Source organism: Streptomyces phaeofaciens (assembly GCF_014648915.1).
GTDB lineage: Bacteria > Actinomycetota > Actinomycetes > Streptomycetales > Streptomycetaceae > Streptomyces > Streptomyces phaeofaciens.
This window is the reverse complement of record NZ_BMSA01000027.1, coordinates 142,181-155,399: the sequence shown is the minus strand read 5'-3', so window position 1 is coordinate 155,399 and position 13,219 is coordinate 142,181. Positions and strand designations below refer to the sequence as shown.

The following is a 13,219-nucleotide window of genomic DNA, read 5'->3' as shown; positions in this document are numbered from 1 at the left end:
CTACGTCGACGGCACCGCCGACCGGCTCTTCACCGCCCCGCCCGCCCTGCCCACCGGCACCCGCGCCCTCTCCTTCGGCACCTGCTCACTGGTCCTGGAACCGGGCGCGAGCGCCTACGAGGAACTGCTGCGGACCACCGCGGCCGAGGGCCTGTTCACCGCCCTGGACCCCAACATCCGCGCCGGACTGATCCCCGACCCCGACGCCTACCGGGCACGCTTCACCAGCTGGCTGCCCTCGGTCACCCTGCTCAAGCTCTCCCAGGAGGACGCCCGGTGGCTGGGCGGCACCCCACGCGAGTGGCTGTCCGCCGGCCCCTCCGCCGTGGTGATCACCCAGGGCCGCGACGGAATGACCGCCTTCACCCGCAACGGCGGCGTCCACCCCATGCCCGGCCGGAACGTGGACGTCGTGGACACCATCGGCGCCGGCGACACCGTCAACGCCGCCCTCCTGCACCGCCTCTCCCGACAGGACGCACTCTCCCCACACGCCCTCGACGACATGGGACCCACCGACTGGGAAGACCTGCTGCGCTTCGCGGCCCACGCGGCCGCCGTCACCTGCACCCGAACCGGAGCGGAACCCCCCTACGCGACCGAACTCGACGACCAGTAGCAGCCGTTGAGGCACGGCGAGGGCGGGACGGGACGGGGGTGGATTGGGATTCCTGACCGGATTCTCCTGTGCTGTTGTCAAGGTACGGTCGCCCTGCCGTACGGCGGGCCATGGAATCTCGGCGGCTGATGTGACAACGGACGGCGCCCCGCGGGGAGTTCCCGTGGGGCGCCGTGTTTTCGGGGATGCGAGGACGGTCAGGCCTTGCGGGCCCGGGTCGTCTTCTTCGCGGGCGTGGCCTTCGCCGTCGTCCCGGCGGCCTTCCCGGTCGCCGTGTTGTTGGCCGCGGTCGTCTTGGCCGCAGTCGTCTTGGCGGTGGTCGTCTTGGCGGTGGTCGTCTTGGCGGTGGTCGTCCTGGCCGTCGCCGTCTTCCTCGCCGTCGTCCGGGCCGCGACCGTCTTCTTCGCCGCCGTCTTGCGCGGGGCCTTCACCGGAGCCGCGTCGCTGATCCGGTCGGCGCCGAGGACGTCCCGCAGGAACTTGCCGGTGTGGCTGGCCGGGACCCCGGCGACCTCCTCGGGTGTGCCCTCGGCGACCACCAGACCGCCGCCGGCGCCGCCCTCGGGGCCCATGTCGACGACCCAGTCGGCGGTCTTGATCACGTCGAGGTTGTGCTCGATGACGATGACCGTGTTGCCCTTGTCGACCAGGCCGGCGAGGACCTTCAGCAGCTTGCTGATGTCCTCGAAGTGCAGCCCTGTGGTCGGCTCGTCCAGGACGTAGACCGTGCGGCCGGTGGAACGGCGCTGGAGCTCGCTGGCGAGCTTCACACGCTGGGCCTCACCGCCGGACAGGGTGGTCGCGGACTGGCCGAGCCGGACGTAGCCGAGGCCGACGTCCTTGAGGGTGTTGAGGTGGCGGGCGATCGCGGGGACGGCCTCGAAGAACTCCGTCGCCTCCTCGATCGGCATGTTCAGCACGTCGGCGATGGACTTGCCCTTGTAGTGCACCTCCAGGGTCTCCCGGTTGTACCGGGCGCCGTGGCAGACCTCGCACGGCACGTAGACGTCCGGAAGGAAGTTCATCTCGATCTTGATCGTGCCGTCGCCCGCGCAGTTCTCGCAGCGGCCCCCCTTGACGTTGAAGGAGAAGCGGCCGGGCAGGTAGCCGCGGACCTTCGCCTCGGCGGTCTCGGCGAACAGCTTGCGCACATGGTCGAAGACGCCGGTGTAGGTGGCCGGGTTGGAGCGGGGGGTGCGGCCGATGGGCGACTGGTCGACGTGCACGACCTTGTCGACGAGGTCGTCGCCGTCCACGCGCGTGTGCCGCCCAGGCACGCTCCGCGCGCCGTTCAGCTCGCGGGCGAGGTGCGTGTACAGGATGTCGTTGACCAGCGTGGACTTGCCGGAGCCGGACACACCGGTGACGGCGGTGAACACGCCCAGCGGGAAGGACACGTCGATGTCCTGGAGATTGTTCTCGCGGGCGCCGTGCACCGTCAGCCGGCGGGACGGGTCGAGCGGGCGGCGGATGTCGGGCACCGGGATGGCCTTCTTGCCCGAGAGGTACTGCCCGGTCTGCGACTCCGCGTTGGCGAGCAGCTCCTTGAGGGAGCCGCTGTGCACGACCTTGCCTCCGTGCTCACCGGCGCCGGGGCCGATGTCGACGATCCAGTCGGCGACCTTGATGGTGTCCTCGTCGTGCTCGACGACGATGAGCGTGTTGCCCATGTCCCGCAGCCGGACGAGGGTCTCGATCAGCCGGTGGTTGTCGCGCTGGTGCAGTCCGATGGACGGCTCGTCGAGGACGTACAGGACGCCGACGAGCCCGGAGCCGATCTGGGTGGCCAGGCGGATGCGCTGGGCCTCGCCGCCGGAGAGCGTGCCGGCGGCGCGGTTGAGGGAGAGGTAGTCCAGGCCGACGTCGACCAGGAACCGCAGCCGCTCGTTGACCTCCTTGAGCACCCGCTCGGCGATCTTCTTGTCGCGGGCGGTGAGCTTCAGTTCGCCCAGGAACTCCGCGCAGTCGCTGATGGACATGCCGGAGACCTCGGCGATGGACTTGTCCATGATCGTGACCGCGAGGACGATCGGCTTCAGGCGCGTGCCCTCGCAGGTGGGGCAGGGCACCTCGCGCATGTAGCCCTCGAAGCGCTCGCGGCTGGCGTCGCTCTCGGACTCGCTGTGCCGGCGCTTCACGAACGGGACGGCGCCCTCGAAGGGGGTCGTGTAGACGCGCTCGCGGCCGTACCGGTTGCGGTAGCGGACCTCGATCTGCGTCTTGTGGCCGTGGAGCAGAGCCTTCCTGGCGCGCTGCGGCAGGCCAGCGAAGGGGATGTCCGTCCGGAATCCCAGCGCTTCCGCGAGGGCACCGATGAGCCGGCCGAAGTAGTCCTTGGTGTGGCCGTGCGACCAGGGGTGGATGGCCCCCTCGTCGAGCGACTTGTCCTCGTCGGGGACGATCAGTTCGGGGTCGACCTCCATGCGCGTGCCGATGCCGGAGCAGTCGGGGCAGGCGCCGAAGGGCGAGTTGAAGGAGAAGGAGCGGGGCTCGAGCTCCTCGAAGGACAGGTCGTCGTACGGGCAGTACAGGTGCTCGGAGTACATGCGCTCGCGCTCGGGGTCGCCCTCGGGGAGGTCGACGAAGTCGAGCACGACCATGCCGCCGGAGAGGCCGAGGGCGGTCTCCACGGAGTCGGTGAGCCGGCGTTTGGCGGAGTCCTTCACCGTGAGGCGGTCGACGACCACCTCGATGGTGTGCTTCTCCTGCTTCTTCAGGGTGGGCGGGTTGGAGAGCTGGACGGTCTCGCCGTCCACCCGCGCGCGGGAGTAGCCCTTGGTCTGGAGGTCGGCGAACAGGTCGACGAACTCGCCCTTGCGGTCGCGCACGAGCGGCGACAGCACCTGGAAGCGGCTGCCCTCGGGAAGCTCCAGGACCTTGTCGACGATGGCCTGCGGCGACTGGCGCGAGATCGGGCGGCCGCACTCGGGACAGTGCGGCTTGCCGATGCGCGCGAAGAGCAGGCGCAGGTAGTCGTAGACCTCGGTGATGGTGCCGACGGTCGAGCGCGGGTTGCGCGAGGTCGACTTCTGGTCGATCGAGACGGCCGGGGAGAGGCCCTCGATGAAGTCGACGTCCGGCTTGTCCATCTGGCCGAGGAACTGGCGGGCGTACGAGGAGAGCGACTCGACGTAGCGCCGCTGGCCCTCGGCGAAGATCGTGTCGAAGGCCAGCGAGGACTTGCCCGACCCCGACAGGCCCGTGAAGACGATGAGCGAGTCGCGCGGCAGGTCGAGCGAGACATTCTTGAGGTTGTGCTCGCGCGCGCCACGGACGATGAGACGGTCGGCCACGCCGGTCCGCACCTTTCTTGAGAGAAGTGACAGGGGCGGGGCCCCCGTCTTTCTCAGACTAGGGGGAGCCACTGACAACGCCGGTCGGATTCACCGGTTGACAACAATCCCCGGCCTTCCAGCATGCCCGACGCCGCCACCGACCATATAGCACGTGCATTCGATTTTGGGTTGTGGTCCGCCACCTTCACCCGAAGGTGTGGCGAGGCTAGGGTCAGCACCATGATTGATCACGCTCATGACCTGGTGTCTGTACGTGACGCGACGGAGCAGCTGCTCACCGCAGTCGCCAAACTGGACAACTCATCGCTGGCCGAGCCGTCACGTCTGCCCGGCTGGAGCCGCGGCCACGTCCTCGCCCACATCGCCCGCAACGCGGACGCCCTCGCGAACGTCCTCGAAGGCCGTCCCATGTACGCCGACGCGCACGTCCGGGACGCCGACATCGAACGGGACGCCCCGCGCCCCCTGGACGTGCAGCTCACGGATGTCCGGGAGAGCGCGGCCCTCTTCCAGGAGACGGGGGCCGCGCCCGCCGACTGGTCCCGCACGGTGGAGCTGCGCAACGGGGTCACCGACAGCGCCTCAAGGGTGCCCTTCCGGCGGTGGGCGGAGGTCGCGCTGCACCATGTGGACCTCGGGATCGGCTACGAGCTGGAGGACCTGCCGGCGGAGTTCACCGAGCGGGAGACCGTGTTCCTGGTGGAGCGGTTCGCCGGGCATCCCGAGGTGCCGCCGACCCGTCTGACGGAGGGCACACGCGCGTGGCACACCGGCCGCGCGTCCGAGGAGCCCGAGGGATCCGAGGTGACCGTCACGGGATCACCCGCCGACCTCCTGGGCTGGCTCGCCGGGCGACGCGACGGATCCGGCCTGACCGTCGTCGGCGGACCCCTCCCGTCCCTTCCGCCGCTATAGGCTGGCCGTCATGACGTACAGCGGAGAGGTGACGGTCGGCGGCCCGGCGGACGTCCACGAGCTCAAGGACCTGATGATCACCAAGATCGCGGTCGGCCCGATGAACAACAACGCCTACCTGCTGCGCTGCCGGGCAACGGACGAGCAGCTGCTGATCGACGCGGCCAACGAGGCCGGGGCACTGATCGGCATGATCGGTGACGACGGCATCGCGTCCGTCGTCACCACGCACCAGCACGGCGACCACTGGCAGGCGCTCGCCGAGGTCGTGGCGGCCACGGGCGCGCGTACGTACGCCGGCCGGGAGGACGCCGGGGGCATCCCGGTGGCGACCGACGTCCTGGTCGACGACGGCGACGTGATCCGGGTGGGCCAAGTGCAGCTGACCGCACGCCATCTGGTCGGGCACACACCGGGCTCGATCGCGCTGGTCTACGACGACCCGCACGGGCACCCGCACGTGTTCACCGGCGACTGCCTCTTCCCGGGCGGCGTGGGCAACACCTGGAAGGACCCGGAGGCGTTCGCCCGTCTGATCCACGACGTCGAGACGAAGATCTTCGAGACGCTGCCGGACGAGACGTGGGTCTACCCGGGGCACGGCAACGACACCACGCTGGGCGCGGAGCGGCCGCACCTTCCGGAGTGGCACGCGCGCGGGTGGTGATTCCTCCCTCGCCGTTGCTCCCTCGCGATTCCACTGTCGCGATTCCACTGTCGTGACTCCACCGTCGTGACTCCGCTGTCGTGATTGCTCGCACGGCGGTGGTGTATTTCCCTCCACGGGGCGCGCGTTGCCGAACGCGCGCCCCGTGTGAATCGCGCGCACACTCCGGTCCCTCGCGCGCGCTCCCCACCCACGTCGTTGCGCGGTCAACTGGTGCCAGCCCCGCGCGGGATGACGGCTCCGGCGCGGTATGGGCCGCCGGTCTACGTTCCCCGCCCTCGGCCGGCGGCCCGGGCAAGCCTTCTCGCCCCTGTTCACGAGACTGCAACACCCGTTCCCAGCATGCGGACGCATCATGGTGTGACCTCGACAATCAGGGCTCCGGGCTGCCACTCTCCCGCCATGCACCTCGCCCCCCGCGTTCTGCGCCGCGCCGTCGCCGGCGCCACCGTGGCCCTCCTCGCGACCGCTGTCGGCTGCGCCCCGCAGCCCGAGGAGGACGCGGCCGCGAAGCCGTCCGGATCGGCCGCGAACACCTGCACCCAGGGCAAGTTGGCCACCGAGACCTCCGGCAGGCTGACGATCGCCACCGACCAGCCCGCGTACGAGCCGTGGTTCAAGGACGACAAGCCGTCCAACGGCGAAGGCTTCGAGTCGGCCGTCGCGTACGCCGTGGCGAAGCAGCTCGGATACGACAAGAGCGCCGTCGTCTGGCAGAGCGTGCCGTTCAACAAGGCTTTCGCGCCCGGCGAGAAGACCTTCGACTTCGACATCAACCAGGTGTCGATCAGCGACGAACGCAAGAAGGCCGTGGACTTCTCGTCCGGCTACTACGACGTGCGACAGGCCGTCATCGCGCTGAAGGACTCCCCGGCCGCGAAGGCGACGAGCGTCGCGGACCTCAAGGGCCTCAAGCTGGGCGCCCAGGTCGGCACGACGAGCCTCGACTACATCGAGAACGTGGTGAAGCCGACCCGGGAGCCGGCCGTCTACTCCAAGAACGACCAGGCCAAGTCCGCGCTGAAGAACGGTCAGGTCGACGCCGTCGTGGTCGATCTGCCGACCGCCTTCTACATCACCGCCGCCGAGGTGACCGACGCGAGGATCGTCGGCCAGTTCGAGAACCAGGGCGGTACGCCGGAGCAGTTCGGGCTCGTGCTCGACAAGGGCAGCGCGCTCACCTCGTGCGTGACGGACGCCGTGGACACCCTCCGGGAGAACGGCACCCTGGCGAGGATCGAGCAGGAGTGGCTCTCCGACGCCGTCGACGCCCCGGTGCTCAAGTGACCGTCACCGAGGAGGAGTCCGGCCCGGAGGGAGCGGACGACAAGGGCGCCCCCTCCACCGCCGCGGCCGGTCCCGACGACGGGTACGTGCCGTCGCAGCGGCGGCTGGAGCGGGAGCGCCACCGGCGCAGACGGGCCCGCCGCGCGACGGCGATCGCCGCGCTCTCCACCCTCGTGACGGCGGTCGTCCTCTACCTCGTCGTGGTCGGCGCACCCGGCTGGCCGCGCACCAAGGAGACGTTCTTCAACGGGCAGTACGCGCGCGAGGCGTTCCCCAAGGTCCTGGAAGGCCTCTGGCTGAACGTCCGGCTGCTGCTGATCTGCGGCGCCGCCGTACTCGTCCTCGGCATGCTGATCGCCGTGGCCCGCACCCTGCGCGGTCCCGTCTTCTTCCCGCTGCGGGTGCTCGCGGCGGCCTACACGGACTTCTTCCGGGGGCTGCCGCTGATCATCAACCTGATGATCGTGGTGCTGGGCGTCCCCGCGCTGCGGCTCCAGGGCGTGACGGTGGATCCGGTGCTGCTGGGCGGCACGGCGCTGACGCTGACGTACTCGGCGTACGTCGCCGAGGTGTTCCGCGCCGGCATCGAGTCCGTGCACCCCTCGCAGCGCGCCGCGGCCCGCTCCCTGGGCCTGTCCAACCGGCAGGCGCTGCGGTACGTGGTGCTGCCCCAGGCCGTACGCCGCCAGGTGCCGCCCCTCCTGAACGACCTGGTGTCCCTCCAGAAGGACACCGGCCTGGTGTCGATCGGCGGCGCCATCGACGCCGTCCGCGCGGCCGACATCATCGTGGGCCGCAGCCTCAACTACACGCCGTACATCGTGGCGGGGCTGGTCTTCGTCGCGCTGACCATTCCGATGACCCGCTTCACGGACTGGGTGACGGCCCGGATGGACCGTCAGCGGGCCCAGGGAGGAACGACATGAGTGACGCGCCGGTGCTGCGGATGGAGTCCGTCCGCAAGACCTTCGGCGGTTCGGTCGTCCTCAGGGACGTCGATCTGGAGGTCGCCCCGCACACGGTGACGGCGCTGATCGGCGCCTCCGGCTCGGGCAAGTCCACGCTGCTGCGCTGCGCCAACCTGCTGGAGGACATCGACGACGGCGCGATCTGGCTGGACGGCGAGGAGATCACCGATCCGCGGGCGGACCAGGACGCGGTGCGGCGCCGTATCGGCGTGGTCTTCCAGGCGTACAACCTGTTCCCGCACATGACCGTGCTGGAGAACATCACGCTCGCGCCGCGCCGGGTGCACGGTGTCGCCCGGGCGGAGGCCGAGGAGCGGGCCGGGGAGCTGCTGGAGCGGCTCGGGCTGGGCGGCAAGGCCGGCGAGTACCCCGACCGGCTCAGCGGCGGCCAGCAGCAGCGTGTGGCGATCGTGCGTGCCCTGGCCGTACGTCCCCGGCTGCTGCTGCTCGACGAGATCACCGCGGCCCTCGACCCGGAGCTGGTGGGCGAGGTCCTGAACGTCGTCCGCGATCTGAAGGGCGAGGGGATGACCATGGTGCTGGCCACGCACGAGATGGGCTTCGCGCGCGAGGTCGCCGACCAGGTCTGTTTTCTGGACGGAGGGGTCGTGCTGGAGCGCGGCACCGCCGAGCAGCTCTTCGGGGACCCGCAGCAGGAGCGCACGCGGCGCTTCCTGCGACGGATCGTGGAGGCCGGACGTCTGTAAGGGACGTTCGCCTGGAGGCCGGTGCTTACGCGTCGGCCTGGGCCGCCCCCGCCAGCGCCGCCACCCGCTCCACACCGAACACGTACCCCTGCACCCCGCAGCCGGCGATGACCCCGTCGGCGCGCAGGGAGACGTACGAGTGATGCCGGAAGGACTCGCGCCGGTGGATGTTGGAGATGTGGACCTCCAGGACCGGCAGGCCGTCGCAGGTGTTGAGCGCGTCCAGGATCGCGACCGAGGTGTGCGAGTAGGCGCCCGGGTTGATCACGATGCCGCAGTGGCCGAGGCGCGCCTCGTGGATCCAGTCCACCAGCAGGCCCTCGTGGTTGGACTGCCGGAAGTCCACCGTGCCGCCGTGCGCGGCCGCCGCCTTCACACACATCGCCTCGATGTCGGCGAGCGTGTCGGACCCGTAGATCTCCGGCTGCCGCTGGCCCAGGAGGTTCAGGTTGGGGCCGTTCAGGATCATGATCGGGGCGTTGGCCAGGGTGCGGGGCACGGTTCCTCCGGTCCGTCGGGAGCGGCCCGTCCGGGACCGCTGCTCGGACCGGTTTATCACGGTGAAACCGCGGGGCCGGAGCCCGTACCCTCCCCGCATGATCACTCCCGTGTATCCGCCGAAGCCGTCACCCGGAGATCGCGTAGCCGTCCTGTCGCCCGGCGCCGGCCTGCCCGCGCTCTTCCCGCGCCCCCATGAACTGGGCCTTCGGCGGCTGCGCGAGGACTTCGGCCTGGAGCCCGTCGAGTACCCGACGACCCGCACGATGGGGGCGACTCCCCAGGCGCGGGCGGACGACATCCACGCGGCCTTCGCCGATCCCGACATCAAGGCGGTCATCGCCTCGATCGGGGGCGACGACCAGATCACCGTGCTGCCGCTGCTGGACCGGGAGTTGATCCGGGCCCACCCCAAGCCGTTCTTCGGGACGAGCGACAACACCAACCTGCTCGCCTTCCTCCACGGCACGGGGATCGTCGGCTACCACGGCGCGACCGTGATGGTCCAGCTCGGGCGGCCCGTGGCCATGGACCGGCTCACCGCCGATTCCCTGCGCGCCGCGCTGTTCACCTCGGGCCCCTACGAGCTGCGGCCCGCCGAGCGCTGGAACGACGTCGACCGCGACTGGGCCGACCCGGCGACCTTCGAGACGGAGCCGGAGACCCGGCCCGGCGGTGGCTGGACCTGGCGGGGCCCCGACCGCGTGGTGGAGGGCCGCAGCTGGGGCGGCAACCTGGAGATCCTCTCCTGGCTGCTGATGGCCGATCGCGAGATCGCGCCCGACCCGTCGGCGTACGACGGCGGTGTGCTGTTCCTGGAGACCTCGGAGGAGCTGCCGAGCGCCACGGAGGTCTACCGGATCCTGCGCAACATGGGTGAGCGCGGGCTGCTGGGGCGCTTCCCCGCGCTGCTCATGGGCCGCGCCAAGACCTGGTCCTTCGACCACCCCCACACCCCGCAGGAGGCCGCCCGGTACGCCGACGAGCAGCGCGCGGCGGTGGAGCGCGCGCTGGCGCAATACGCCCCCGACACGCTGGCCGTCTTCGACGTGGACTTCGGCCACACGGACCCGCAGCTCGTCATCCCCTACGGCGGGACGGTCCGCGTCGACGGCCCCGCGCGGCGCATCACCGTCACCTACTGACCCCGCCCGTCACTCCGCGCGCCCCCGTAACCGGCCGTCACCGTGGGTAGTTGACCTCCCATGCACGACGTACGCACCGTGAAGACGCCCTCCATGCCACGGCTCGCGGCCGCCTCGCTCGCCGGGACGGCCATCGAGTTCTACGACTTCTTCGTCTACGGGACCGCGGCGGCGCTGATCTTCGGGCCGCTGTTCTTCCCCACGTTCTCGCCGCTGGCGGGGACCCTGGCCGCGTTCGCGACGTTCGGCGTGGGCTTCGTGGCACGGCCGCTGGGGTCGGTGCTCTTCGGGCACATCGGGGACCGGCGCGGGCGCCGGCCGGTCCTCGTCCTCTCCCTGCTGCTGACCGGCGCGTCGACGGTCGCCGTCGGCTGTGTGCCGACGTACGACACGATCGGGGTGGCAGCTCCCCTGCTGCTGCTCGTGCTGCGCTTCCTCCAGGGGCTGGGGCTCGGCGGGGAGTGGGGCGGCGCGGTGCTGCTCACCGTCGAGCACGCGCCGGTCGAGCGGCGGGGGCTGTGGTCGAGCTTCCCTCAGATCGGGCCCGCGGTGGGCTTCGTGCTCGCCAACGGTGTGGTGCTGGTCCTGTCGGCGACCCTGACCGAGGCGCAGTTCACGACGTGGGGGTGGCGGGTGCCGTTCTGGGCGGCCGGGGCGCTGGCCGTGCTCGGGCTGTGGCTCAGGTCGTCGCTCCCCGAGAGCCCCCGGTTCCTGGAGATCGGCGACCACGCGCGTGTGCCGCTCGCCGAGGTCGTGCGCGACCACTGGCGGCTGGTCCTGCTGACCGCCGGCGCACTCGCCGTCGGGTACGCGGTCTTCTACGCCGTGACCACCTGGTCCCTGGCGTACGCGACCGAGCGGCTCGGCGTGAGCCGGACAGTCATGCTGGCCTGCATCATGGCCGCGGTGGTGGTGAAGGGCGCGCTGACGCCGGTGGCGGCGATGCTCGGCGACCGCCACGGACGGCGGCCGATGTGTCTGGCCGGATGCGCGGCGGCCGCGCTGTGGATGTGCCCGATGGTCGCGCTGCTGTCGACGGGCGCCCCGCTGCCGATGTTCCTCGGCTTCCTGGGCGCGCTGATCGCGTTCGTGACGATGTTCGCGGTGATCGCGGCCTATCTGCCGGAGCTGTACGAGCCGCGGGTGCGCTGCACGGGCGCGGCGGTCGGCTACAACCTCGGCGGGGTCCTCGGCGGCGCGCTCACGCCGATCGTGGCGACGGCGCTCGCGGAGCAGCAGTCGGGGCGCGTGCCGTGGGGCGTGGGGGTGTATCTGACGGGGATCGCGCTGCTCAGCCTGGGCTGCTTCGCGTTGCTGCCGGAGACGCGCCCGGTACCGGTGGCCTCGGTGCGGCCGGCCATGGACTGACCGGGGACGCTGCCACGTGGCTGGGTCCCCCTCCGGAGGGGGCGTACCGGGCGTCACGGGCCGGACGGGACTGCGCGGGCGCGGCCTAGGGGGTGTCTCGTCGATCAGGCCGGATCAGGGAGCGGGGTCCGGTGCCGTGCATCGCAAGGCGGAGGAGGGCGTCATGGCGGAGCCATGGCAACCGACCACAACGCCGCGAGGCGCGGTGCCGGACCCCGCGAGCCCGGCATGATCGACGAGACACCCCCTAGGGATTGATGGCCAGCTCCAGGTAGGCCGCGAACAGCACGAGATGGACGCCGCCCTGGAGCGGTGTGGCCCGGCCCGGCACCACCGTCAGGGAGCTGACCACGATGGTGAGGGCGAGCAGGACCATGTGGGTGGGGCCCAGGCCGAGGACGAGCGGGCCGGAGAGCCACAGGGAGGCCAGGGCGACCGCGGGGATCGTCAGGCCGATGCTCGCCATCGCGGAGCCGAGGGCCAGGTTGAGGCTGGTCTGGACCCGGTCGCGGCGGGCGGAGCGCAGGGCGGCGATGGTCTCGGGGAGCAGTACGAGCAGTGCGATGACCACGCCGACGACGGCCTGGTGCAGGCCCGCCGCGTCCACGCCGGACTCGATCGTGGGCGAGACCCCTTTGGCGAGGCCGACCACGCCGATCAGGGCCAGGCCGAGCAGGCCGAGGCTGATCTGGGCGGTCCGGGCGGAGGGGGCGTCGGCGTGGCTGTCCGCGGTGATGACCTCGCCCTGTCGGGTGATCGGCAGGAAGTAGTCGCGGTGCCGGACGGTCTGGGTCGCCACGAACAGCCCGTAGAGGATCAGCGAGGACAGCGCGGCGAAGGTGAGCTGGACGGTGGAGAACTCCGGGCCGGGTTTGCTGGTCGTGAAGGTCGGCAGGACCAGGCTGAGCGTGGCCAGGGTCGCGACGGTGGCCAGGGCGGCACCGGTGCCCTCGGGGTTGAAGATCGCCGTGCCGTGGCGCAGGGAGGCGACCAGGAGGCAGAGGCCGACGATGCCGTTGCAGGTGATCATCACGGCGGCGAAGACCGTGTCCCTCGCCAGCGTCGAGGACTTGTCTCCGCCGTCCACCATCAGGGTGACGATCAGGGCGACCTCGATGATCGTCACGGCGATCGCGAGCACGAGGGAGCCGAAGGGTTCACCGACCCGGTGGGCGACGACCTCGGCATGGTGCACGGCGGCCAGTACGGCTCCGGCGAGGACCAGCGTCACCAGCACGACGACCGCTCCGGGCAGGTCGCGGCCCCAGGTCAGCACCAGCAGGACGACCGCGAGCACCGGCACGAGGGACGTCCACCGGGTTGTGAGCGACCTGAGCCTAGCGATCATGGAGCGATCGTCGCAGAGCCCTATGTCCTTCGCACTCCGGCCGGGGCCCGGGGGTTACCCGAACGTGGCCCTGTCCTCGACATCACAGTCGGTGAAGACCGGCGGCCTGGTGCAGAGCGTGGCCATCTGCTCGGCGAACTTGCTCGTCTCGGGGTCCTCGCTGTTGCGCATGGCCTCCTCGTGAGAGGCGAACTCGACGAGAACGAGGTAGCGGTTCGGCTGGTTGCGGTCCTTCAGGACCAGGCGGTACGAGGGACCGCCGTCGCGGTCCGCGAGCCGCTGGTCCGTTTCCTCGGCCAGGGCCCGCATCTCCTCGATGCGGTCGGTCTCGAACTCGATGATCTGCACGAACTTCGTCGATGCACCCACGACTGCCTCCACCCTGTCGTGGCGTCCCGTGC

The 13,219-nt window shown here is 70.8% G+C and carries 12 protein-coding genes; 8 read left to right on the top strand and 4 right to left on the bottom strand.

Annotated elements, in window-relative coordinates:
- A partial coding sequence (locus tag IE275_RS35450; RefSeq protein WP_189716751.1) for a PfkB family carbohydrate kinase occupies positions 1–619 on the top strand: 619 nt, incomplete at its 5' end.
- A gap of 197 nt (positions 620–816) precedes the next feature.
- Here the strand turns inward: IE275_RS35450 and uvrA are convergent.
- On the bottom strand, positions 817–3,912 hold the full coding sequence (uvrA, locus tag IE275_RS35445; RefSeq protein WP_189716750.1) for an excinuclease ABC subunit UvrA: 3,096 nt from the start codon (positions 3,910–3,912) through the stop codon (positions 817–819).
- A gap of 222 nt (positions 3,913–4,134) precedes the next feature.
- On the opposite strand from uvrA, the gene IE275_RS35440 reads away from it, so the two are divergent.
- From IE275_RS35440 to IE275_RS35420, 5 genes are all read left to right on the top strand, one after another.
- Positions 4,135–4,830 carry a maleylpyruvate isomerase family mycothiol-dependent enzyme gene (locus tag IE275_RS35440; protein WP_189716749.1) on the top strand — a complete coding sequence of 232 codons (696 nt, stop codon included), beginning with the start codon at positions 4,135–4,137 and terminating at the stop codon, positions 4,828–4,830.
- 10 nt (positions 4,831–4,840) lie between these two features.
- Complete coding sequence (locus tag IE275_RS35435) at positions 4,841–5,497, top strand: MBL fold metallo-hydrolase (RefSeq protein WP_189716748.1); 657 nt, start codon at positions 4,841–4,843, stop codon at positions 5,495–5,497.
- A 402-nt stretch (positions 5,498–5,899) separates the two neighbouring features.
- Positions 5,900–6,784: an ABC transporter substrate-binding protein gene (locus IE275_RS35430; RefSeq protein WP_189716747.1), complete on the top strand. Its 885-nt coding sequence runs from the start codon at positions 5,900–5,902 to the stop codon at positions 6,782–6,784.
- Positions 6,781–7,710 carry an amino acid ABC transporter permease gene (locus tag IE275_RS35425; RefSeq protein ID WP_189716746.1) on the top strand — a complete coding sequence of 310 codons (930 nt, stop codon included), beginning with the start codon at positions 6,781–6,783 and terminating at the stop codon, positions 7,708–7,710. The genes IE275_RS35430 and IE275_RS35425 overlap by 4 nt, the downstream gene beginning before the upstream one ends.
- Positions 7,707–8,459, top strand: coding sequence for an amino acid ABC transporter ATP-binding protein (locus tag IE275_RS35420; protein ID WP_308435738.1), 753 nt, complete (start codon positions 7,707–7,709; stop codon positions 8,457–8,459). The genes IE275_RS35425 and IE275_RS35420 overlap by 4 nt, the downstream gene beginning before the upstream one ends.
- A 25-nt stretch (positions 8,460–8,484) precedes the next feature.
- Here IE275_RS35420 and aroQ read toward each other — a convergent pair whose 3' ends face one another.
- Positions 8,485–8,958, bottom strand: coding sequence for a type II 3-dehydroquinate dehydratase (aroQ, locus tag IE275_RS35415; protein WP_189716745.1), 474 nt, complete (start codon positions 8,956–8,958; stop codon positions 8,485–8,487).
- A gap of 97 nt (positions 8,959–9,055) precedes the next feature.
- Between aroQ and IE275_RS35410 the strand changes: the two genes are divergently transcribed.
- Both IE275_RS35410 and IE275_RS35405 read left to right on the top strand, forming a co-directional pair.
- Positions 9,056–10,102 (top strand): S66 family peptidase, encoded by a 1,047-nt coding sequence (locus IE275_RS35410; RefSeq protein WP_189716744.1) that lies wholly within the window; start codon positions 9,056–9,058, stop codon positions 10,100–10,102.
- Between the two features lie 60 nt (positions 10,103–10,162).
- Positions 10,163–11,470, top strand: coding sequence for an MFS transporter (locus IE275_RS35405; RefSeq protein WP_189716743.1), 1,308 nt, complete (start codon positions 10,163–10,165; stop codon positions 11,468–11,470).
- 247 nt (positions 11,471–11,717) lie between these two features.
- On the opposite strand, the gene IE275_RS35400 is transcribed toward IE275_RS35405, so the two are convergent.
- Both IE275_RS35400 and IE275_RS35395 read right to left on the bottom strand, forming a co-directional pair.
- Complete coding sequence (locus IE275_RS35400; protein ID WP_189716742.1) at positions 11,718–12,818, bottom strand: calcium:cation antiporter; 1,101 nt, start codon at positions 12,816–12,818, stop codon at positions 11,718–11,720.
- 54 nt (positions 12,819–12,872) lie between these two features.
- Positions 12,873–13,187, bottom strand: coding sequence for a hypothetical protein (locus IE275_RS35395; RefSeq protein ID WP_189716741.1), 315 nt, complete (start codon positions 13,185–13,187; stop codon positions 12,873–12,875).
- Between the last annotated feature and the right edge of the window lie 32 nt (positions 13,188–13,219).

Coding starts and splice junctions, on each gene's coding strand:
- IE275_RS35440 (WP_189716749.1), top strand. CDS start 4,135: ATGATTGATCACGCTCATGACCTGGTGTCTGTACGTGACGCGACGGAG.
- IE275_RS35435 (WP_189716748.1), top strand. CDS start 4,841: ATGACGTACAGCGGAGAGGTGACGGTCGGCGGCCCGGCGGACGTCCAC.
- IE275_RS35430 (WP_189716747.1), top strand. CDS start 5,900: ATGCACCTCGCCCCCCGCGTTCTGCGCCGCGCCGTCGCCGGCGCCACC.
- IE275_RS35420 (WP_308435738.1), top strand. CDS start 7,707: ATGAGTGACGCGCCGGTGCTGCGGATGGAGTCCGTCCGCAAGACCTTC.
- IE275_RS35410 (WP_189716744.1), top strand. CDS start 9,056: ATGATCACTCCCGTGTATCCGCCGAAGCCGTCACCCGGAGATCGCGTA.
- IE275_RS35405 (WP_189716743.1), top strand. CDS start 10,163: ATGCACGACGTACGCACCGTGAAGACGCCCTCCATGCCACGGCTCGCG.
- IE275_RS35400 (WP_189716742.1), bottom strand. CDS start 12,818: ATGATCGCTAGGCTCAGGTCGCTCACAACCCGGTGGACGTCCCTCGTG.